This is a genomic window from Aquimarina sp. AWH4_224, assembly GCF_056160245.1.
The window spans coordinates 485,201-508,731 of sequence record NZ_JBSWWU010000002.1 but is presented as its reverse complement, the minus strand read 5'-3'; the positions used below and the strand labels follow the sequence as shown (position 1 = coordinate 508,731).

Sequence of the window (23,531 nt, the reverse complement as noted above, 5' to 3'; positions counted from 1 at the left end):
AATATTTTAAGAGTTTTGGCTGTTTTCTGAATTTTTTTCAGAGAATTCTAACCAATACTAACTCAAACTCAAAAAAAATGAAAAAAAGCTACGGAAGTTTTAGCTTAGCTTTAAACTTCACACAAACCAAGTCGGGCGTACTTGCATTTTTTGTAATGCTCTTCCTAACAACCGGGCTTTTAGCACAAACCACTGCAGAAAAAGCCAAAATTGCACAACAAACCAACTTAGCGAAATTGAACCAACTTCAAGCCGATTTTTCAGAAAAGGCGGCTTTAGACAAGAAGAAAGCCATGCAAATGGCACAACGTAATGGGTGGCAAACCAAAATACAGGTAAAAGACAAAAGCTATTCTGAGCTTCAAAAAGTCGTTTCCTTCGGAGGTAAAGATTACACCATCTATTACACTACTCAAAATGTAGATGCTGCTAGATCTACAAGAACAAATCACCTAAACTCTGGAGGATCTCTAGGGCTAAATCTTGATGGTCAAAATATGACTGCTCACGTTTGGGATGGTGGTCATGCTCGTGCCAGCCACCAGGAGTATGATGGTCCTGGAGGAAACAATCGTGTTACTATTCGAGATGCAGCCTCTGAAGGAGGTACACAATTGAATTTCCACGCCGCTCACGTAACCGGAACCGTAATGGCTTCTGGTGTACAAGCTAGTGCAAAAGGGATGGCTCCTCAAGCAAAAGTAGATGGATACATGTGGAATAATGATGTTGCAGAAGCTACTACAGCTGCTGCCAACGGGATGTTGATCTCTAACCACTCTTATGGTTTTAGAAGTGACCTAGTTCCTGATCAGTATTTTGGAGCATATATCGATGAATCCAGAAATTGGGATGAGATCATGTTTAATGCACCTTTCTACCTAATGGTAGTAGCTGCAGGTAACGATGGTAACCAAAATAGTTACAATGGTTCTCCACTAGATGGAAACTCTTCTTACGATAAGTTAACAGGGCACTCAACATCAAAAAACAACTTGGTTGTTGCTAATGCTCAAGATGCAAACGTAAGCAGTAACGGATCTTTGGTAAGTGTATCTATCAACAGTTCTAGTAGTGAAGGTCCTACAGATGATTATAGAATCAAGCCAGATATTACTGGTAATGGTACAGGTGTATACTCTACGTATCAAAATAGTGATACGGCTTATAACAGTATTACTGGAACCTCTATGGCTTCACCAAACGTAACAGGATCGTTACTTTTATTACAACAACACTACAACAACCTGAACGGAAACTTTATGAGAGCGGCAACCTTAAAAGGGATAGCGCTACATACAGCAGACGATGCAGGTCCTTCAGGACCGGATGCCGTTTACGGTTGGGGATTATTAAATGCTAAAGCTGCTGCAGAGGTAGTTACCAATGCAGGAAGTGGAGAGTCTAGAATAGAAGAATTAACATTAAATAGTGGTCAAAGTTATAGCATCACTGTTGATTCTGATGGTGTAAGCCCACTATTAGCTTCTATTTCTTGGACAGACCGTCCTGGTACTGCTACTACAGCCACCAACTCTAATACTCCTGTTCTTGTAAATGACTTGGATATCAGAGTTTCTAAAGGATCTACTACTTACGAGCCTTATAGACTAACTAGTATTACTACTAATGGTACTGGAGATAACAATGTTGACCCTTATGAAAGAATCGATGTTGCTAGCGCTTCTGGAACTTATACGATAACAGTAACTCACAAAGGATCATTAACAGGTGGTAGCCAAAACTTCTCGCTTGTTGTAACTGGATTGACTGGAACTCCTGTAGTTTGTAGTGCAACTGTTCCTACTGGAGTAGCTGCTTCAAATGTGTCTTATGATTCTGCTACTATTGGCTGGACTGCTGTGCCGGCTGCTACATACGATGTAAGATATAGAGTTGCTGGAACTTCTGCATGGACTACAGTTCAGGATGTTGGTGGAACTTCTACTGCATTATCTGGATTAACAGAATTAACTTCATACGAAGTACAAGTAAGAAGTAAATGTTCTGACGGAACTACTTCTAACTATAGCAGCACGGTAAGCTTTAGTACTCCAGAGTTCCAATTGGTATATTGTGATTCTAATGGACAAAGTGTAGCTGACGAATATATTAGCCGTGTACAATTAGAAGGTATTGATAATACTTCTGGAGCAGGAAATGGTGGCTATACTGACTTTACTTCGGTATCTACTGGACTTGCAAAAGGAGATACGTATACAATTACAGTAACACCAACCTGGACCGGAACTACCTATAGTGAAGGATACAGCGTTTGGATTGATTATAACCAAAATGGAGTGTTTACAGATGCGGGAGAGCAAGTGTGGACGCAGTCTGCTACACAAACTACACCAGTAAGTGGGTCATTCACAGTACCAACATCTGCTTCAGATGGAAATACAAGAATGCGTGTATCTATGAAATACAATGGAGTTCCAACTTCTTGTGAATCTTTCCAATATGGAGAGGTTGAAGATTACACGGTAACTATTGGAGGAGCAACACCAGATACTCAGGCGCCTACGGCTCCATCTGCACTAGCTGCTTCTAACGTTACTGAAACTACCTTAACACTGGGATGGACTGCATCTACAGATAATGTAGGAGTAACCGGATACGATGTATATCAAGGAAGTGCTGTTGTAACAAGCGTTACTGCAACTACAGCAAATATCTCTGGATTAACTGCTAATACTGCTTATAGTTTCTATGTTGTAGCAAAAGATGCTGCTGGAAACGAATCTACAGCAAGTAATACTGTAAACGTAACTACAGCTGGTGGAGGAAGTGGTTCTGGATGTACTAATGGAATCAGTACATTCCCTTATGCTGAAGGATTTGAAAATACTATCGGTGCGTGGACACAATCTACATCTGATGACATCAACTGGACTGTAGATGCAAGTGGAACACCATCTAGAAATACAGGACCATCTAGTGCTGTACAAGGGTCTTATTACATCTTTGTAGAAGCTTCTGGAAACGGAACTGGATATCCTAACAAGCAAGCGATCATTACATCACCTTGTTTTGATCTTTCTGGACTTACTGAAGCTGGATTCTCTTTCAACTACCATATGTATGGTGCAAGTGATATGGGAAGTATCGCATTAGAAGCTAGTACAGATGAAGGTGCTACATGGACAAGCATTTGGAGTGAAACTGGAAATAAAGGAAACTCTTGGCAGTCTGCCGATATAGATCTTGCTGCTTATGTTGGTGGAGGTGTACAACTTCGTTTCAACAGAATAACAGGAAGTACTTGGCAAGCAGATATTGCTATCGATAATGTAGAGCTTACGAATACCGCTGGTGGTGGATCTGTTGATCAGTGTGCTGGTGTTCCAGAATGGAGCAGCACCCAAAGTTATGTACTAGGTGATAGAGTTACTTATCAGGGAAGCCTATACGAAAGAACAGCTACGGGATGGAACAATCTTGGACCATGTGGAGCGACTACTTCATTGTATACAACTTTCAACGATGTATCTGGACCTCCTGTAATCAATATCGATCAGTTTGTACTGGCACCAAACCCTGCACGCTCTGTATTGAATATTACTATGAGTAGCAAAGCTAGTTCTCATGACTACCAAATCCTAAATATCTTAGGACAAGTAGTAGATCAAGGTACGTTTACCAACTCTATTGATATTCAAAAATTAGAAGCTGGAACATATTTGTTAACAGTGGACGCAAATATGATGAAACGTTTTATCAAAGAATAGAACGAATAAACAATCAAACAATGAAAAACCCTAAAGTTTATGACTTTAGGGTTTTTTGATATCTAGCATTACTATTTTATACAAGTTGGTAATACTTACAACCATTGCTTATCTTAGAGGAATCAATCATCCAGCTCATGATCTTCGAAACACATACTCTCAAGCAGCCGCTAGACCTTTATCTCGAATCGGTATTTCATTTTAAGCACTTCACTCCAGACCATTCTATTGAACGTGTTGTTCCTACCGGACATCTGTTCCTGATTTTTGAATTGGACGGAATACCTCGTCAAACATTTGACAATAAAACCCTACAACCCAACCGTACCTACACCAAAGTATGGATATCAGGAATGCACAAAAATTACTTATCGATTTCTGCCCATCAGGATTCAGAAATGTTTGTCATGCAGTTTAAACCTTTTGGAGCATATCCATTTTTGCATACCCCCATCAATGAACTCAACAATCAAGTTGTCGATGCAGAAACCATTTTTGGAAATGATATCCTAGAGCTAAGGGAACAGCTTTTTCACAAAACTTCTTCTTCCGAAAAATTTGAACTGGCAGAGCAATGGTTATTGCAACGATATCAAGAAAATAAAACACCTCCAAACATATTGCTAGAGATCATTTCAAAGTTTACCGATAATCCCTTATCCGAGCATAACACCATTGTCGAAACCTACCCCAAAACACAAAAACATCTGATTAGTCAATTCAAAAAGTTCTGTGGTCTTACTCCCAAAGTATTTCATCGCATTGTACGTTTTAATGAAATTCTTCAGCTTATCCATACTCAACAAAAAATTCGATGGTCGCAAATTGCTTATCAATGTGGCTACACCGATCAATCGCACTTTATTAAGGAATTCAAAGAGTTTTCAGGATTCAATCCCAAAGAATTTATCTCTTTAGAATTCAATAATGACGAACCCAACTTCTTCCCTTTGGATCGAAAAGGTTAATTTTTTACTATACCCGTATAACAAGGTTTACCTAATTTGTAGCATTCACTTTAAAATCAAAATTTATGAATGACGCTTTACAAACCATGATCAATAATATGCCCGAAAAAACGGGAAAGTCTCTTGAAGAATGGATCAAAATTTTAAAAACAAAAGCTTTTGCTAAACACGGAGAAGCAGTTAAGTTTCTTAAAACCGAGCATGGGGTTACTCACGGTTTTGCCAATACCATTGTCACTCTTTCTAAAGAAAATAAGGATAGTCCAGATGATCTCGTTACCAAACAATATGAAGGAAAAGAAGCACTGATCCCTATCTATGAAAAACTTATTGACACCGTCACTGCATTTGGGGAAGATGTGATCAAAACACCCAAAAAAACAAGTGTGAGCATCATCAGAAAACGACAATTTGCACTTATCAAACCTGCTACTAAAACTAGAATAGATCTTGGATTAAAATTAAAAGACAAACCTTATACAGAACGTCTCGAAAATTCAGGACCGTTTGGTACTATGTGTACACATAGAGTCAAAATTTCTTCGGCAGATCAAATCGACGACGAATTGATTGCTTGGTTAAAAGAAGCGTATCAAAAAGCGCAATAAAAAATTCTCCTAAAGAAACGTTAACAAAAACACCCATATGTTAAAATAAATCTTTATATTCGCAATCGAAATATCTTCACACTCAATAACATAATTATATTTCGGGCTAACTTCAGAATGAAACTTCATTGTTGAACTATGTATTTGTAGGGCAACGAAACAGATTTCATGTTCTGACTCTTTATGTTAACGTACAATACCAACCATATTTGAAGGCGCAGAACCATGTTCTGCCCTGCTTGCTGGTAATTATATCGAAGGACTTACTCGAATCTACCTGTTTACGAACAAAAGAAACAATAATTCGAGTCTGTTGGGGGGACACAACGGACATATAATTACCGAATTCCCCCTCCTGCTGGAGGGGGTTATTTATCTTAATTCGTTAAAGCACTGTTTGATAACGAAATAAAACGTTATTTTTGATAAGATAGCGCCCTAAAAAAAATTTATGAAATATCTCTTAATTGCCATCCTTCTGCTTACCGTGCTCCCAACAACAGGTCAGACTTCATCGAAGGATAAACCGATTATTTCTAATCAAAAAACGGCAAAACACGTTAATATACCTGGCACAAAACTTTTTATGATCCCTCCAGAAGATTTTTCAGTTGCTACTGCATTTACGGGACTAGAAAAAGGGCAAAATGCCTTGATTCAGGTATATGATCTGGTCGGTGGTAATTTCTATTCCAATGCCAGTAAATTCTCAAAAGAACGTTTTCAACAAAGCGGAGCTACCGTTTTTGATTATCAGGAAATGACAATTAATGGATTCCCGGCCAAGTATATTCACATGCAAGCAGATCCTGACAAAAAAGCGTACAGTCTGGTTTTTGGAGATGAATCATTTTCGGTAATGATCATGGCCTTATATACGCAAAAAGATGACCGTACCCAAGAACAGATTAAAAAATCACTGCTATCTGCTACCTATCAAAAAGATTTACCAATAGACCCTTTTGCCGCGGCTGCTTTTGAACTTGATGATTCGAATACCAAATTTAAGTTTGCCAAATCGGCTGCCAATATGTTTATCTATTCTGTAAATGGAATCGACAACCCTGACACCAATCGGGATTCAATTATGCTGGTGCTTCCTGTCCCTACCGATTCGTCCATGACCGCCAAAAGTATTTCAGAACAAATGGTAGGATCGTTAAAAAGTAACGGGCTAAGTGATGCCAAAATCATAAGCACTTCAGACGATACCCTAAACAACTACTCTGCCTATCAAATTAAAATTGAAGGTGTTATGAATGGAAACCCAAGTAAATTATTGGTTCAAACGGTGACACACGGAAACAATGCAGTGGTATTTGAAGGGTTCTTAAAGGAAAAATCCAGCGCTGTGATCGAGGATTTTGAAGCATTAATTGCTACCTTGAAGATGAAACAATAATGTCGCTTATGGATAATCAAAAATTAGACAAGATCCTCAAGTTATTTGCAGATCAAATTGAAGGTTCATTGGGAAACTGGCATTTTGTAATTAAGGATGTTCAATTTGTTTGTTTATCTGATGCGCTTCATAATCGCATGCGTATCATCTCTCCTATCAAAGAACATGCTGGGATGACCAAAGAAGAGTATCATCAATGTCTGGAAGCAAATTTTCATTCTGCACTGGATATCAAATATGCGATTTCTGGCGATGTAATTTGGGCCGCTTTTATTCATCCCTTACAAGAATTGTCTGTAAGCCAGGTAGAAGATGCGATACAACAGGTGTATTCTGCTGTAAAAACTTTTGGTACAACATACAGCAGTTCTAATTTGTATTTCCCTACTGATCAGGATCGAAAAAACAGAATGAATTAGATCTCGTTGTTGTTTTATACAGAAATCACTTCATTATCATGCAAAAGCTCTTCTTGTCGTAAACGAAGTAATATTTGAGCCACAGCTACAGTATCTTTTTCACAATAATCGATGATGCGATCGATATCATCTTCTTCGTAATATACATTTCTCACCTGACTTCCATCGATATCATCTTTTGGAGAAGGAATTCCCAGGATATGTGTGAGTAATTTGAGCGAAGTATAGTGCTTGTAGTCCCCAAATTTCCATAGATCCAAAGTGTCCAGATGGGGTACCTCCCAGGGCTTTTTTCCAAATAAGTTCAATTTATAAGGTAATGCAATTTGATGTACAATCATTCTTCGTGCGATATAGGGAAAATCAAACTCTTTGCCATTATGTGCGCACAACAAATGTCGAGCACTATTATAATGGGTTTCTAGTAAATTCTTGAAGTCGATCAAAAGTTGTTTCTCTTCGCCATGAAATGAGGTTGTTCTAAACATTCGTTGTTCTCCCTGAAATCGAAAATACCCTACAGATATACAAACAATCTTACCAAACTCTGCCCAAATGCCTGCACGCTCATAGAATTCTTCGGGAGAATATTCTTCTTTACGCTGGTACTTAGTTTTATCGGCCCATAATCCTTTCATCTCTTCATCCAATTCCTGAAAATTTTGATGTTCAGGAACGGTTTCAATATCTAGAAATAGAATATGTTCCAGATTCAGTTTATGAAGCATTCTCTAACATTTTATAAGCCTCTTCGATATAGACAAAGAAATCGTGGGTAAAAGACTCTCCAGGCATAAAAGTCCCACGTTGATGTCCCAATCTCACAATCATAATATTATCTTCAGGGATACAGATTACATACTGCCCAAGTATTCCTCTCATAGCAAAAATGTGCTTATCCATATGGTCTGAGATCCAAAAACCATATCCATACATATCGTCATTAGGAAATCTTGGTTTTGTGGCTAATTCGGTAAAGCTTTCTGGAAGTAATTGTTTGTTGGCGTACACCCCTTTATTTTTAAACATCATTCCAAAACGAGCAAAATCCCTTGCATTACTCGCTATACAGCAATATGCTTTTTCCATACCACTATCTTCACTATCTAATTGCCAGATCGCTTCATTGGCCATACCCATAGGTTTCCAGAAACTCTCGCTCAGGTAAGTCGACAAACTTTTTCCCGTCGCTTTTTCGATGACCATCCCTAACAATTGCGTATTTCCACTCAAATATCTAAACTCCTGTCCAGGTTCATCTACTACATCCAAGCCCAGCATCACCTCTCTTATATCTGGGTCATAATACGCCCTTGCCGTGATAGAAAACGGACTGGTATAGTGCTCGGTCCAGTTCAATCCAGAAGACATGGATGATAAATCTCCCACCGTTGTTTTTGCCGCCAGACCTTCAGAAAACTTTGGCAAAAAATCTCCCACAGGTTGATCGAGATTTTTTATGTAACCATCCATAATGGCTTTACCCAATAATGCGGTTACAATACTTTTGGCCATAGAAAACGAATTCGTTTTAGAGTCTTTCCCAAATCCTTCAGCATAGTTTTCGTACCAAATACTATCATTTTTGATAATCATGTATGCTACCGTTCCTAATTCGGCATTGGTTTTATCCAAACGCTCAGTGCTTTTTGCTTTGTTATAATCATCATGAATTGCCCAGGGGGTAGTTCCATTTCCTTTTTCAATAGTTCGGTTATCGAAATATTCATAATCATCAAGATATGCTGTAGTATGACCTGTCATATAAACCACCCTAACTCCCTTTAGGATATAATCATAATCAAAAATGTATAGTAAGACTACACATAACAGGATTAAAAACAAAAGACCTTTGAGAAATTTCTTAATGATTTTCATAGTAATATCGAATTGGTAAAAACAATGTTATTTAGTTGCTCAACATTAGCTCTACTAAAGTAAGAAAATAAATGTCATCGTAATGCCATATATGCATAAGTAGGAAGAATAGATCTGGAAAAGGGGGTCAACACAAATTTTGTAAAAGAGTAACTTCATTCTACCAATACTCATGCAATAGTAACCCAAAGGAGTTTCAAAAAATGAAACTCATAAAAAAAGGTGTCTTTTGTAGACACCTTTTTACACCTAAACAAATGCTAACGCATTTAAAAATCATCATACAGTGAGCTTAACTCTTGCACGATTTCATTGTTCACACTATTCCTGGAACAAAAAGTAATCGATAACAAAAGTGTTGTTACCACAAGCACACTGATCTTCAAAATAATTCAATTTCATAGCAAATTATTTCATTGAGTTTGCGAAATGTTTAAAGGTAAATACTTGAAGCTGCATATCTCTATTTGATGTTTTAACGGCACTTATCATTGTATAAATGACTGTTTTTATTAAAGAACATTCATTTTATCATATAGCTCTTTTTTGCTTTTTCTTGAAATAGGTAATGATTTTCCGTTCTTCATGATCACAGATCCTCCTTGTTCTTTGATTAAAAAATCGATATGATCCAAATTCACCAAGTAGGATTTATGGATCCGTAAGAAATTAAAATTCTGCAATTTGGACTCAAAGTGCTTTAGGTTTTTTGAAATCACAATTTCGGTTTCGTCTGTCATGACAAAGGTGGTGTAATTTCCATCGCTAACACAGTACAAAACATCGATCGCTTTTACTACATGCACTCCTTTTGCATCGGTAATCGAAATTTTAGGTGTTTCAGTTATTTTAGAGTACAACTCTTTAAAGTCATTGACAATACTTTCTTTGGATTTGAACTGATCCTTTAATCTAGAAGTTTTATCTACCACCTGAATCAATCGTTTTGGATCTACCGGTTTTAGCAAATAGTCGATAGCATCATACTGATATCCCTGGATCGCATACTTATCAAATGCAGTTACAAAAACGATCTTAAAATCGAAACCGCTTAATTCATTAAGCACATCAAAAACCGATATCGCTCCCAATTGAATATCCATAAACACCAAATCAGGTTTCATTTTAGTAAGTACACTTAAAACAGAAGATCTATCATTGGCCTCTCCTATGATCTCAACTTGTGGACAATACGAATCCAGGAGCATTCTAATATTCTCTCTGTCCTTTTGCTCATCATCTATTATGATGCATTTCACAGTTTCTGTCATTTCCTTTGTTTTATTATGGGTAATGTGATGATGACCTCGGTACCTTTGGCGTTGCCGGCATCATCAAAAAGATCATTGATTACTACCTTGGCCTTATCATTACCAATTCGACTTAATATTCGTAATCGCTCGTTTGTATTCCTGGTTGCAATTGACAAATGTATAGTATCGTTCCCTTCTTTTTGTAATCTTTCGGCCTCGTCCCTTCCGATGCCGTTATCTTGTACTTTACATATCACCGCATTATCTTCCTTTTTAAAAGACACCACTAATTTCCCCTTTTGATCAGCATGTGAAAATCCATGAATCACTGCATTTTCGATATAGGGTTGTATGACCATCGAAGGAATTACCGGATTGGTGTATATTAAAGTTTCATCAATATCGTACACGACTTCAAAACTTTCACTAAAGCGTTCTTGCTCGATATTGACATAAGATTTTAAAATTTGTAGTTCTTCGTTGAATGTAATATAAATACTGTCTGAACTAGACAGTACATTTCTGATTAGCCCAGAAAGCTCTGTCATATACTCGTTTGCTTTTAGGTTATCCTTTTTCAAAATAAAATTCTGAAGCGTACTAAAAGAATTGAACAGAAAATGAGGATTCATCATCGATCGCAATGACTTTAATCGGCTTAAACTCAACTCTTCGTTAAGCTGATGAAAACGTACCTTATTGGTATGACCTCTATACAATAGAAAGAATAAAGATACCAGCAAAAACAACCCTAAAAAATAGCTAAACAGTCTACTTTTGCTCATGGCTTTCCCAATTTCGAGATTTTCCTGTTCCAAATCCGAAATTTGAGCCTCTCTTAGCTTTAGTAACTTCCTGCTCTCTACTTTGGCAATCTCTTTACTGATTCTTATATTATCCAACATGGCCATTAAAGGCTTTACTTCTCGTAAAAGCTCTAAGCTTTTTGATAGCTCTCCGGTTTGTTCATATGATTTAGACAGATCTTCTTTTGTGATTATCGTATTGGCGATATCATTCTTTTTAATAAAAAACTCCTCGGCTATTTTGAAATAGTTGATCGCCTTTATGTAATCGCCCAATTCGTGATAAATAGAACCAAGGGTGTGCATTAACGCTGGATACAAACTATCTCGATCATTGTATTCGACATGGTCAAAGTCGATATTTTCGTTGATTATTTTTAAGGCTTCTTCGGGCATCCCTTTCTTAAAATAGGACCATGCCATATTGTTATAAGCGAGATTACATGTTCTCGACGTATTGTCACTCATACAGGTCTTCAACGCACGTTGAGAATAATAAATGGTAGAATCTGGTTGGTTATCCCAAAAGGATGCAGAAATATTAATGTTGGAAAGGCTTCTTCTATAAGCTGCATCTTCATCAAGATGCGCAATGGCTTTTTTAAAATCAATTTTACTTTGATCCAGATCTCCGATATCCATAAAGAATAACCCTCTGGCGGTAAGTGCTTCCCACTGGTTCGTTGGATTTTCTGCTTTTTCTGCTTGTTGCAGTGCTTCATTAAAGTACTGGAGGGCTTTCATAAATTGCGATTGCCTATTATACAACTCTCCATAACGAATCGTAGTGATCGTTACACAATCCTGATCATCTATTTTGATACAAAAATCCTTAACAAAATCAATGATGTCTTTGGACTCATTGTGTTTTCCTTCAATAGCAGATAAGAATCGTTCTAACCGTAATCCAGAAGAGATAATGAGTTTTTTATCTCCTATTTTTCTAGCTAATCGAAAGGCTTTCTTATAACTTGTCTCGGCAAGAGTGACCTCTTTGGTCTTTTGTAGACTATCTCCTCTTCGGATTAAGAGTTTTATGGAATCATTTTGAAGAGTAATCGATTTTTTTAATTCCCGATCAATAACACTTTGTCCGATTACAAAATTACATACCAATAGCATGCAACTGACCGCTATGATGCGAATTTTTGTCATAGCAATCAGAACACCTCGTTTACTATCACCAAGTGCACTCCCTGTAATCAAAAGATCAATTTATGTTAATTAACTCATTTTCAGATTAAAACAAAACTGTTTTTATCCAAAAATAGACGTCGGCCATACCTAAAACACACTGGATCGGTTTTACCCTACTTTTTTTTTCATTTTTTTTGGAAAGTCACAAAAAAAACTGGCTACTGCAAAAAAGCAATAACCAGCCACATATATTGAAATGATTTGTGAGAGTCTAATTCTTACTAATTCTTTAACCCATTTTTATAATTCAAAAACAAGCAAATTTTAGATCTTCACTAAAGGGGATTATGAAAACTAAAGTACCGCTAATCTCAGGAACCACATCATTTCATTACATTAAAAGCACAAATCACTGTATAAAATGCATAAAACTATGTATAAAACGAATCTAGAAAGGTAATAGGATCAAAATAGAGATTGTTGTTTTACCGGACTCTCATGTTCTAATAGCCATTTTTTGCGCCATAAACCGCCTGCATATCCTGTAAGAGACCCATCGCTACCAATTACTCTATGGCAGGGTACTACAATCCACAAAGGGTTTTTGCCATTGGCACTTGCTGCCGCTCGTATGGTTTTCGGATCTCCCAACTTTTTGGCGATATCGAGATAAGAAACTGTTTTCCCAAAGGGAATCCTAAGTAATTCTTTCCAAACTCTTTTTTGAAATTCGGTACCGGATGGATTTAAGTTCAAATCAAAGGTAGTACGTTTCCCCCCAAAATATTCCTGGAGTTGCTGTACGGCGTCCTTTAAGTGCAAAGGAATCTTTTCACTAAGTAAGTTTTGATTTTCTTGAGTTACTGAAATGCTGGCAATACCATGTTCATCTCCCGATATAGAAGCCACTCCCAATGGGGTTTCTATATACGCGATATCCATTATTGATCTTCTGGTTTATCTTCTAAAATACCAAGTCTTCTGGCACGCATTTCCCAATTCTTGCGAGCAAGCTCCTGCATATTAGCATCGGTATCGCTCTCGTCCATAATTTCCAGACCAAGAAGGGTTTCTATTACGTCTTCCATACTTACCAGACCACTCACCGAACCATACTCATCAACTACCAAAGCTAAATGCTCTTTTTCCTCTACCAGCTTTTCAAACAAGGTAGGAACAGGGATATTACGATCCACTACAAAAATCTTTCGATTAAGATCTGCAAGTGTTTGATGATCTTTACCTTCGGCTACAGATTTGAATACATCATCCTTAAGTACATATCCGGTAATATTATCTGCATTAGCTTTAAAAATGGGTACTCTGGAGAAACGTAAGTTTTTATTCGCTTCAAAAAACTCTCGAATATTGGTGTCCTCCGAAGCCGTTTTCATCACCGTACGAGGTGTCATGATACTTTTAGCCGGAATAGATTTAAAATTAAGTAGATTTCGGATCACTTTGGATTCTGATTCTTCAAAAACACCTTCTTCTTCTGCAATATCAGCCATGGCAGAAAAATCTTCTCTGCTTAGCACTGATCCATGGTGTCCTTTACCACCGATGACCTTGGTGGTTAACTGTAATAACCATAAAATCCCTGTATACTTCAGCGGTGCTATCAATATCAACAAAGCCTTTGAAGTAAAGTTGGCTAGTTGTTTCCAGAAGGTTGCTCCAATCGTTTTTGGTATAATTTCAGAAACTACCAAAATCAATATGGTCATAATCGCAGATACAATACCTACCACATTTATACCCCATATTTCAAATTTATAGGGTAACTGCTCTGCCTGCACCCCTACCAAAATAGCACCAACGGTATGCGCAATCGTATTTAAAGTAAGAATAGCAATAAGCGGTTGATCTACATCTTTCTTCAGGTTTTCTAAAGTAGTAGCATATGGCTTCCCCTCTTTCTTTTTTACATTAATGAAGGTAGGTGTTACACTCAGCAGTACCGCTTCTAGTATCGAACATAAAAACGAAAAAAAAATAGATAATACAGCGTAAATAAGTAATAAGGTCATGGTTGTTGTATAGTTATGTAGCTAAAGTACGGATTTTAGGTATTTATCGCGAATAAAAAGATTACCAGCCCACATATCGTGGTGGTTTGATGCTATTAAGGTTAAGATAAACCACTAGTTGTCCCCGGTGGTGAGTTACGTGATCCTGCAATAAATTTAGGATTTGTAGTTTTGATTTTCTTCCTGCAAAAAAATCGACTTCTTGCGTAAAATCATCTTCGTCTGTAGCTTTGATACGTTCTAAAACATAGTCAAAAGCTTCGCTTAATACTTTGATGGTTGCTGCCTTGGTTTCTGGTACATTTTTCTCAAGTGCTTTACGATCAAATTTCTCTTCAGAAAAATGTGTGGTTCCTAACCATAACATATTACCGCGAATATGTAGCAACTGACTTTTAAAATCCATTTCGCGTTCGGTAGGTTGAAATCCGTATTGTTCTTCTGGCATTAATTCTGCAATTTCTAAAAGGAAATTTTTGGAGTTTTTCCACTTTTCTAAAAAGGCAGTTTTGGGTGAAAATTGTTGAGCCATAGTAGCGCTTGATATTAGGAGAAAAATCCCAAAAAATGTAAATTGTTTGATCATTATTTCTTACTTATTTCTTGCATGTACACCTTCAAAGCTTCTAACTCCTGGTCAGAGAAGTTCTTGATAATCGCAAAATTGGTTTTCATAACGGTATAGGTTTCCGGATCTACAATAGGTTCTGCCTCTTGCTTCAAAAAGGCAATCAAATCCCCATCTTGTTCCTTGTATATCTTCATGATTTCTGCTACTCCAGGACCAATAGATTTTTTATCGATCTTATGACAGGTATAGCATTTTCCTTTACCATTAAAAATAGCTTTCCCGGTATCAAAAGGAGTTTCTTTGACAGGTTTTTTACCGATGACAATGGTGTTTTCTTTTTCTTTTTTCTCAGATTGACAGCTTGCCAATAGTAGTATAGAGGCAAGTAGTAACGCAATTTTTTGCATGAATTTGTGTGTGTTTATCTATATTTCTCTTTGATGTTTTCGATATCCTTAATAAATCTTTCCAGCAGATCTTTTGAAAAATTATTGATGACCTTTTCTTCCTGATGAGTTACCCCTTGACTGGCCTCTGCAATTTTGGTTAAGGCATAAATCATAAAGTCGTATTCTTGATCTGGCCCATTGTCTGAAAACACTTCGATCACCTTTTTGTACAAGGTATCGATATCACTTTGTTGTTCACTTTCGTAATCAAAGGACCATTTGATATCTTTTCCTTTGGGATGCCCTTTTAGGATATCTTCCAGGGTTTCTACTTCCTCTTTCTGGATCACACCATCGCTCATCGCAATAACATACAATAACTCACCAAAAGTTTGATACAAACGTTCTCTGCTCACCATAACTATTAATTTTAGGTTATACTAACCCAGCAGCTTTACCACATCTTTGGCAAAGTAGCTGGCAATGATATGCGCTCCTGCTCTTTTAAACGCCATGATCTGCTCTAGCATTACAGCATCGTGATCCAACCATCCCTTTTCGGCTGCAGCTTTCAGCATGGCATACTCTCCGCTTACCTGATATACTGCCACAGGTACATCTACAACATCTCGTACATCTCTCACCAGATCCAAATAGGCCAACCCTGGTTTCACCATCACGATATCTGCTCCCTCTTCGATATCCATCAAGGTCTCTTTGATGGCTTCATCCCGATTGGCAAAATCCATTTGATAGGTTTTCTTATCTCCAAATCCAGGTGCAGAATCCAAGGCATCTCTAAACGGACCATAAAACGCCGAAGCATACTTGGCACTATAACTCATGATCCCAGTATTTTTAAAGTTCTCCTGCTCCAACAACTCCCGAATTGCCAAAATACGACCATCCATCATATCGCTGGGAGCAACAAAATCTGCTCCTGCCTGTGCATGTGACAAGGCCATATCGGCTAATACTTTGCAGGTATCGTCGTTAACAATATACCCATCTTCTACAATACCGTCATGCCCATAAGAAGAATATGGATCCAAGGCTACATCGGTCATCACCAACATATCCGGAGTAGCTTCTTTTACAGTTTTGATAGCGCGTTGCATTAATCCTTTAGGATTTATGGCTTCGGTTCCTTTGTTGTCTTTGAGTGCATCGGGCACCTTTACAAACAGCAGTACCGATTTTAGACCCATGGCCCAAAGTCCTTTCACCTCGTCTACCAAGAGATCCAAACTATATCGATAATATCCCGGCATCGAAGCAATTTCTTCTTTCACACCTTTTCCTTCTACTACAAAAAGGGGAACCAAAAAATCATGAGGAGTAATTGTATGTTCTCTAACCAACGAACGAATGGTATCATTGGTTCTTAGTCTTCTGTTTCTGCGAAGTTGTTGCATTATATGTTATCAGATTTAACGCCGTAAAGATACTCATATATCTTGGTATGGAATATAATTTTAATATATGATTAAGTCATAGAAGTTCTTACATCATATGATAAGTTATATATTGTTACTCGTTTAGTTTCTAAAAACAGTTCCTTTCCCTTGAAGGGAAAGGTGTCTACCTAAGGTAGACGGAAAGGGTAACAGCACTCAAACATGAAAAGAAAAATACATAACAAGCCTGAACTAAAAGCCAATAGAAAAAACTTGCGTAAAAATCTCACTTCGGCAGAGGCTTTTTTATGGAGTCATTTACAACAAAAAAAGTTAGACGGAAGAAAATTTAGAAGACAACATAGTATTGAAAATTACATTGTTGATTTCTACTGTGCCAAAGAAAAACTGATCATCGAACTAGACGGAGAAGTACACATGAGTTTAAATGCACAAGAGAATGACCAAATTAGAAGTAAAAAACTTGAATCTTTGGGTTTCACTGTACTTCGATTTGAAAATTATATGGTTTTTGACCACCTGCCCTCGGTTCTTAAAGAAATAAAAGATCATTTTAAGCAAGAGTAAGCACCCCTTCCGTCCTGCAGAATGCAGGCCACCTTCCCCTCATTAGGGGAAGTAGCTTTTTTATAAAACCCTAATATATTTTTAGGCCTTCGATCTGTAACAAAACCCCAATACTTTATACTAATCCACAAAGAATAAATTTTAATCACATGCTCAACATAAAAAATCTGAATAAAACCTATCCCAATGGTACCCAAGCATTAAATGATGTAACGCTTACACTTGATAAAGGAATGTTTGGTTTACTAGGACCCAACGGAGCCGGAAAATCTTCCCTGATGAGAACCATTGCTACCCTGCAATTGGCTGACACAGGAAGTATCGAATTTGATGGTATTGATGTTTTCAAAAATCCTGAAGAACTTCGTAAAATGTTGGGGTATTTACCACAGGATTTTGGGGTATATCCCAAAGTATCTGCCGAGATGATGCTGAATCATATAGCAAAAGTAAAAGGGATTACCAACAAGACAGAACGCAAGGGATATGTAGCAGATTTGTTGAACAAGGTGAACTTGTACAAATTTAGAAGTCGTAACCTTGGAGATTTCTCAGGAGGGATGCGCCAACGTTTTGGTATCGCACAGGCCCTGATCGGAAATCCAAAGTTGATCATCGTGGATGAGCCTACTGCTGGATTAGATCCTTTGGAACGTAACCGTTTTCATAACTTATTGAGTGAACTGGGAGAAGATGCAGTGGTGATTTTGAGTACACATATCGTGGATGATGTGACCAACCTTTGCCAGAATATGGCAGTTTTTAACGAAGGGAAAATCCTGGAGCAAGGGAATCCGCAAGAGTTGTCCAGCCGATTAGACGGAAAAGTATTTAGAAAACGTATTGAAAAATCAGAACTCGAAGCCATCGAGAATGAATTTACAGTATTGTCTAATTATTTACGAGGAGGACAATTCTATGTAAATGTTTATAACGAAACCAATCCTGGAGATGGCTTTGAGACCGTAAATAATGATCTGGAGGATTTCTATTTCTATTGTATCAACAAAAAACAAGAACAGGAGGTTGCCCTATGATGGAAATATTTTCTTTTGAACTAAAATATCGTTTAAAGCGACCAGCTACCTGGATCTATATGGCGCTTGGTATGGCAATCGCGCTTTTGGTTTCGATTTTACAACGATCTGCTACCGCAGAGTTGGTAAACAGCCCAAGCAGTATCGCGGGAATCACTAGCGGATTATCGGTAATTTCCATTTTCTTTTATGCCGCCATTATGGGGGTGCCTATTTTTAGAGACCAAGATCATAAAACTGCACAAACCTATTTTACGTTTCCGATACCAGAAAAATCTTATGTATTAGGCCGATTTTTGGGGAGTTATACGATTGTAACTCTTGTGAATTTATCCATATTATTTGGGATCATCCTGGGATTTGGTATTGGTGCTTTTTTGGACCGTCCTGATTACGGAACATATGATGGATTTAATTTTACTTCGTATATCTTACCTTTTATCTTCTTATTACAAATTAACTCCTTATTAGTAGGGTCCTTGTTTTTTTGTTTGATGGCTTTTTTCAAGAAAATGCCGATCGTATACCTGGGCGGGATTTGTTTGTTTATCCTTAGTGCATTGTCCGAAAATCTATTAGCAGATATTGATAATCAATGGTTAAGTATTTATTTGGATCCTTTTGGAGGTGAAGCCTTTAGCTATATCAAAAAATACTGGTCAATTAATGAGTTGAATACCTTACAACTTCCTATATCAGGTAAATTCTTATTGAACCGTATGTTATGGTTAGCCGTAGGATTAATCTTGTTTTTGGTGACACTCTTCCGATTTGATTATAAGAAGTTTTTACTTTCTGGTAAAAAAGCTAAGAAAACCGATAATAGCACGTATCAACCTTCATTGGTTGGTTCAATTACGCAAGTGTTTACCAAAAAGACAGAACGACAAAATTTATGGTCTTTAAGCAAGATCGAATTTTTATCCATTATAAAAGATCCTGTATTTGCCATCCTATTGATCATTGGGATCGTAGTTGCCGTATTTATTGTATACCTGGCAAATGAAACCTATGGGACGCCTAATTTACCATTAACCCGATATATTGCACTATTTGTGGGAGCTGGTATTTCTCTGCTATCTGCTGTGATCCTGGTTTTGTTTTCAGGAGAAGCAGTACATCGTACCCGTAAAAACAAAACCTTTGTTTTTTATGATGCTTTACCAATCAACAACACCAGTTTATATTTTTCTAAAATCCTCGCCTTATTAGGAGTAGCAGTTATTTTGACACTGGCAAATGTGGTTGTAGGTGTTATTTATCAAACTGTTAATGGGTATTTTGCCTATGAATTGGATATGTATTTGATTTACAATTTTGGATTTGTATTTCCTGGGCTTATTACAACCATTTTACTTGCATTTTTTATTCATGTGATGGTCAACAATAAGTTTTTGGGGCACTTTATTGTAATCGTGTTATATTTAGGTTTGCCATTATTGATCACCCTAGGTTTTAAATCTACCAACCCTATGCTTATCTATGGAGGTACCACTCCATTTTTCTTAAGTGATTTAAATGGGTTTGGACACTACCTTACAGGAGCAAGTTGGTTGAATTTGTATTGGATTTTATTTACTGCTATACTAATGCTTGTTGGTTTGGTGTTTTGGACACGAGGATTCTTTTCTTCCGCCAAAGAAAGACTATCATTGGCCAAGCAACGATTTACCGCCAAAAACATCATGGCCTTAGTAGGTGTAGTAATTGCGTTTATCTCTGTAGGAGGATATAGCTATTACAATCTTAATGTACTAAATAGTATGTCTAGCGGTAATGAATCCGAAAAGATTCAAGCGGATGCCGAAAAGCAATATGCTAAATACATCAATGCTCCACATCCACAGGTTACCGATCTTAAAACCTATATAGATGTATTCCCAAAAGAAAGAGGCGTAAAAGCTAAAGGAGATTTTAAAATCATCAACAACTTTGATGTGGCTATTGATACCTTAATGCTAGAAATGCAGTTCCCTGGTAAATATGCAAAGCTAAATAAAGTGATCTATAATGGAAGTGAATTGACTCCTGTGGTGTCTGACATGGTATATCGTATGTACTTTTATAAACTACCACAACCTATGCAACCACAGGAAACAGCAAAACTCACATTAAACGTGTCCTCAGAAACCAAGGGGTTTGCTAATGCGATGGAAACACAAGTATTGCACAATGGAACATTTTTTAATAGTGACATTTTTCCTAGGTTCCATTACCAGCAAAGTCTTTGGGATAATGGTGTGCGTAAGAAGTACGACTTAGAAAAAATGGATTATTTGTTTGCCGCAAGAACTGATTCTACCGGATTAAAAAAGAGTTTATTTAATGAAGATGGTCATTATATCAACTTTGAAACCGTTATAAGTACCGCGAAAGATCAAACGGCACTGGCACCTGGTAAATTGGTAAAAGAATGGGAAGAAAATGATCGATCTTATTATCATTATACACTAGAATCAAAGACATTACTATTTTTTAATATAGTATCAGCAGAATATGATTTAGAACGATCCAGTTGGACGGCGCCTAGCGGTAAAAAGGTGGATATTGAAGTGTATCATTCACCAAAACACAAACGTAATCTAGAACATTTTATTCGTGGAGCTAAAGTAGCCTTAGACTATTGTTCAAAAAACTTTATCGAATACCCTAACTCGGTATTGCGTATTGTTGAATTTCCTGGACATACATCATTTGCACAATCCTTTGTTACTACAATTCCATATTCCGAAGATGTTGGTTTTGTTGCTGATTTTGACAAGGCTGAAAATTACAATTATGCCTTTACAGTTACAGCCCACGAAGTAGCTCACCAATGGTGGGGGCATATGGTTGCTCCAAGTAAGACCAGAGGTGCTAATATCATTGCTGAAACTCTAGCTGAATATACCTCGCTAATGGCCATGAAAAAGGAATATGGTGAAAACGGAATCAAAAATTTCCTAAAATATTCTCTTGATCAATATTTAAGAAGTAGGGCCTTTAGTTTTAAACCTGAGCGATCTCTTATGAATGTGGAATTTGGACAGCATATTTGGTATCAGAAAGGGTCGATGATTATGTACAACCTACAAGATCTTATCGGAGAGACTAAAATAAATAATGCACTAAAAGGTTTCCTGGAAGAGTACAAAAACTTTGAAAAAGGTGTATATCCTACTTCAGAAAATTTCTATCAGGCGATTTATGATGTAGCTCCGGATTCTTTAAAATATGCTGTAGATGATGGGTTTAAAGAAATTGTATTGTATGAGAATCGCGTTTCTGATGCTAAAACTAAAAAACTAGACAATGGATCTTATGAAACTACGTTTACTGTAGATAGTAAAAAGACCTATTATGATGATGAGGGGAAAGAGAAAAAAGTAGGAGAAAAATCCAACTATATAGAGATTGGATTGTTTGGAGAGGACATTGTAGACGAACAGGAAGTCCCTTTAAAGAATCCATACTACCTGGAACGCAAGTGGTTGCAACCAGGTGAAAATACTTTTACCATCACCACCAAAGAAAAACCTGTAAAAGCAGGAATAGACCCTTATAACAAACTTATCGACAGAAACTCTGACGATAATTTGAAAGTAGTATCTGAATAATCCTTTACTACCCAAGGGAACCAAAACACGATCAAAGAGCGCTGCTTTGATCGTGTTTTTTGTTATATGCATGTCATGATAAATTACTACCTTAAAGCAGTAAATCATCTTTGGGAATATGAAAAAAATCAATTGGAGATACGCATTAGGGGAAACCCTGATCGTGATCATAGGGATTACTATTGCTTTTAGTCTTAACAAATATTCTGAACGCTTAAAAGATCGAGACCTAAGAGCCGCTTACCTCACCAACCTAAAAAACGATATCCAAACCGATAAAAAGACACTAGAAAACAACCTGCAAACCCTAACCGATTTTCAAAAAAGTACCAACGAGATCATACCACATCTCAATACTGATTCGCCACAAAAAATGAGCATCATAAGAAAGGTGTTTCAGATCTCTAATTTGGTAGAGTTTGTTCCCCAGGATGTTACCTACAATACCTTGATCAATTCTGGAGATCTTACCCTTTTTGAAGATCTGGAGCTCAAATCGGCTATTCAGAAATACTATTCTGGCGATTTGCATACCATCCTAAAAGCCTATGAGCGGCAAGAAATTATCCATAAAGAATACCTGGGCAAGTACTATATCTATCATGCCGATTTTGATAAAATGAGAAGTAATGAGTTTCCCTTTGAAGATGAAAAACTTCTAAAAAGAATTGTACAAAGCCTGGCGGGTAGCTATAAGATACAAATGGATGCCACCGAAAAAGGGATTACACAATGCGATAGCATTATAGCTATTTTTGATCGGGAGTTGCGTTAGCCACCTTTTTTAAAGATAATATCTTACCTGTTTGGATTCCTGTAAATGATAAGAATACACATAATAGGGCTTGCAATATCCGCGAGACATTAAAAACTTTCGTCATAAAATCCTTTACAGGATCGTGAGTTACTAATCCATCATGCGTATTATCATATCTAATGATTTCTTGTCCTATTCCTATAACAAAAGTAAGCATCACGATAAAAGATATGGTTGTGATCATGAAAACCACATTCCCGAACATATTCCTGAACCGTTTTATTAGTACCCTAACCAGATATACCAGAAAAAGAAATAATACAAAATAGAGAATAAAGAAGAATGACTTAGGAAGTACAAAATAAGTATCGTGGATATTAATATCGGTATGTGCTGTATTCTGTAAGCTATCCCATCCCAATAGGATAAAATTGAGAATACATATTGTAATGATTGACCCAACTAGCCAAAGAAGTTCTTTTTTGTTCAAAGGAATTTGAATTTATATCGTGTTCTCTCACAAGATACAAGATTCCTGTTTTTTTACCTTCTATTTCACCTTTTAGATGATAAAAGCGTATTCGATGAGGTAAAATCATAGATTTTACCATCAAACTCGCACCATTTGGATTGATTGATCACTTTTGTGAAGGTATTTTTTAAGGCGGTAAGGGTTTGGGATTGCAATTGGCCATTTACCAGATATATGCCATTACACAAAAAGAAGACATTGTCATCAAGGTCTTTTGCGATCAAAGCATTGCTATCTCTATAGCTCATTTCTATCATGGTATCCAAACGTGACCTATAGTGCAAAGGCCGCAGCATTTTCTTTTTCATAGCCGTTATTTTGGGGCGGGTAAAATTACATCATTACAGGATTTATAGACTTTACCAAATCGTTAACTGTTTGTCATATAATCGTTTATTACTTTTTTCGATGTTTGGGGGGGTAGGTGCAACC

Annotated in this window: 21 protein-coding genes; 9 read left to right on the top strand and 12 right to left on the bottom strand. The window is 37.1% G+C overall.

Annotation, left to right across the window (positions count from 1 at the left end; all coding sequences use genetic code 11):
- Positions 1-77 precede the first annotated feature (77 nt).
- The 5 genes from ACXAGJ_RS05555 to ACXAGJ_RS05535 all read left to right on the top strand — a co-directional run bounded on the left by ACXAGJ_RS05555 (position 78) and on the right by ACXAGJ_RS05535 (position 7,128).
- A complete protein-coding gene (locus ACXAGJ_RS05555; RefSeq protein WP_474837870.1) occupies positions 78-3,731 on the top strand; it encodes a S8 family serine peptidase in 3,654 nt (1,217 codons plus the stop codon).
- Positions 3,732-3,868: 137 nt separating this feature from the next.
- Complete coding sequence (locus tag ACXAGJ_RS05550; RefSeq protein ID WP_474837868.1) at positions 3,869-4,699, top strand: DUF6597 domain-containing transcriptional factor; 831 nt, start codon at positions 3,869-3,871, stop codon at positions 4,697-4,699.
- A 65-nt stretch (positions 4,700-4,764) separates the two neighbouring features.
- Entirely contained in the window at positions 4,765-5,307 is a 543-nt protein-coding gene (locus ACXAGJ_RS05545; protein ID WP_474837866.1) for a DUF5655 domain-containing protein, read from the top strand.
- A gap of 451 nt (positions 5,308-5,758) precedes the next feature.
- Positions 5,759-6,709, top strand: coding sequence for a hypothetical protein (locus ACXAGJ_RS05540; protein WP_474837864.1), 951 nt, complete (start codon positions 5,759-5,761; stop codon positions 6,707-6,709).
- Between the two features lie 8 nt (positions 6,710-6,717).
- A complete protein-coding gene (locus ACXAGJ_RS05535; protein WP_473284553.1) occupies positions 6,718-7,128 on the top strand; it encodes a hypothetical protein in 411 nt (136 codons plus the stop codon).
- A gap of 14 nt (positions 7,129-7,142) precedes the next feature.
- Here the strand turns inward: ACXAGJ_RS05535 and ACXAGJ_RS05530 are convergent, their stop codons facing one another.
- The 10 genes from ACXAGJ_RS05530 to hemB form a co-directional block, all read right to left on the bottom strand.
- Complete coding sequence (locus ACXAGJ_RS05530) at positions 7,143-7,856, bottom strand: 3'-5' exonuclease (protein ID WP_474837862.1); 714 nt, start codon at positions 7,854-7,856, stop codon at positions 7,143-7,145.
- The gene (locus ACXAGJ_RS05525) at positions 7,846-9,006 is read right to left on the bottom strand and encodes a serine hydrolase domain-containing protein (protein ID WP_073319782.1); all 1,161 of its coding nucleotides are present in this window, start codon (positions 9,004-9,006) and stop codon (positions 7,846-7,848) included. Before ACXAGJ_RS05525 ends, ACXAGJ_RS05530 begins: the two co-directional genes overlap by 11 nt.
- A 512-nt stretch (positions 9,007-9,518) precedes the next feature.
- A complete protein-coding gene (locus tag ACXAGJ_RS05520; protein WP_474837859.1) occupies positions 9,519-10,277 on the bottom strand; it encodes a LytR/AlgR family response regulator transcription factor in 759 nt (252 codons plus the stop codon).
- The gene (locus tag ACXAGJ_RS05515; protein ID WP_474837857.1) at positions 10,274-12,271 is read right to left on the bottom strand and encodes a tetratricopeptide repeat protein; all 1,998 of its coding nucleotides are present in this window, start codon (positions 12,269-12,271) and stop codon (positions 10,274-10,276) included. The genes ACXAGJ_RS05520 and ACXAGJ_RS05515 overlap by 4 nt, the downstream gene beginning before the upstream one ends.
- Before the next feature lie 396 nt (positions 12,272-12,667).
- Complete coding sequence (locus ACXAGJ_RS05510) at positions 12,668-13,144, bottom strand: methylated-DNA--[protein]-cysteine S-methyltransferase (RefSeq protein WP_474837855.1); 477 nt, start codon at positions 13,142-13,144, stop codon at positions 12,668-12,670.
- The gene (locus ACXAGJ_RS05505) at positions 13,144-14,232 is read right to left on the bottom strand and encodes a CNNM domain-containing protein (protein WP_073319766.1); all 1,089 of its coding nucleotides are present in this window, start codon (positions 14,230-14,232) and stop codon (positions 13,144-13,146) included. The genes ACXAGJ_RS05510 and ACXAGJ_RS05505 overlap by 1 nt, the downstream gene beginning before the upstream one ends.
- Before the next feature lie 61 nt (positions 14,233-14,293).
- Complete coding sequence (locus ACXAGJ_RS05500) at positions 14,294-14,764, bottom strand: DinB family protein (protein WP_474837853.1); 471 nt, start codon at positions 14,762-14,764, stop codon at positions 14,294-14,296.
- 53 nt (positions 14,765-14,817) lie between these two features.
- Positions 14,818-15,210 (bottom strand): c-type cytochrome, encoded by a 393-nt coding sequence (locus tag ACXAGJ_RS05495; RefSeq protein WP_474837851.1) that lies wholly within the window; start codon positions 15,208-15,210, stop codon positions 14,818-14,820.
- A 14-nt stretch (positions 15,211-15,224) separates the two neighbouring features.
- Complete coding sequence (locus tag ACXAGJ_RS05490) at positions 15,225-15,611, bottom strand: tellurite resistance TerB family protein (protein ID WP_073319757.1); 387 nt, start codon at positions 15,609-15,611, stop codon at positions 15,225-15,227.
- 21 nt (positions 15,612-15,632) lie between these two features.
- Positions 15,633-16,607: a porphobilinogen synthase gene (gene hemB, locus ACXAGJ_RS05485; RefSeq protein WP_474837848.1), complete on the bottom strand. Its 975-nt coding sequence runs from the start codon at positions 16,605-16,607 to the stop codon at positions 15,633-15,635.
- A 204-nt stretch (positions 16,608-16,811) separates the two neighbouring features.
- Between hemB and ACXAGJ_RS05480 the strand changes: the two genes are divergently transcribed.
- The 4 genes from ACXAGJ_RS05480 (at position 16,812) to ACXAGJ_RS05465 (ending at position 22,585) form a co-directional block, all read left to right on the top strand.
- On the top strand, positions 16,812-17,177 hold the full coding sequence (locus tag ACXAGJ_RS05480; RefSeq protein WP_474837846.1) for an endonuclease domain-containing protein: 366 nt from the start codon (positions 16,812-16,814) through the stop codon (positions 17,175-17,177).
- 149 nt (positions 17,178-17,326) lie between these two features.
- Positions 17,327-18,214: an ABC transporter ATP-binding protein gene (locus ACXAGJ_RS05475; RefSeq protein ID WP_474837844.1), complete on the top strand. Its 888-nt coding sequence runs from the start codon at positions 17,327-17,329 to the stop codon at positions 18,212-18,214.
- Positions 18,211-21,810 carry an ABC transporter permease/M1 family aminopeptidase gene (locus ACXAGJ_RS05470; RefSeq protein WP_474837842.1) on the top strand — a complete coding sequence of 1,200 codons (3,600 nt, stop codon included), beginning with the start codon at positions 18,211-18,213 and terminating at the stop codon, positions 21,808-21,810. Before ACXAGJ_RS05475 ends, ACXAGJ_RS05470 begins: the two co-directional genes overlap by 4 nt.
- A 118-nt stretch (positions 21,811-21,928) precedes the next feature.
- The gene (locus tag ACXAGJ_RS05465) at positions 21,929-22,585 is read left to right on the top strand and encodes a DUF6090 family protein (protein WP_474837840.1); all 657 of its coding nucleotides are present in this window, start codon (positions 21,929-21,931) and stop codon (positions 22,583-22,585) included.
- Here ACXAGJ_RS05465 and ACXAGJ_RS05460 read toward each other — a convergent pair.
- The gene (locus ACXAGJ_RS05460) at positions 22,560-23,057 is read right to left on the bottom strand and encodes a hypothetical protein (protein ID WP_474837838.1); all 498 of its coding nucleotides are present in this window, start codon (positions 23,055-23,057) and stop codon (positions 22,560-22,562) included. The two genes, ACXAGJ_RS05465 and ACXAGJ_RS05460, sit on opposite strands and share 26 nt — an antisense overlap.
- 65 nt (positions 23,058-23,122) lie before the next feature.
- Positions 23,123-23,407, bottom strand: a complete 285-nt coding sequence (locus ACXAGJ_RS05455; protein WP_474837836.1) for a hypothetical protein — start codon at positions 23,405-23,407, stop codon at positions 23,123-23,125.
- Positions 23,408-23,531: the final 124 nt, after the last annotated feature.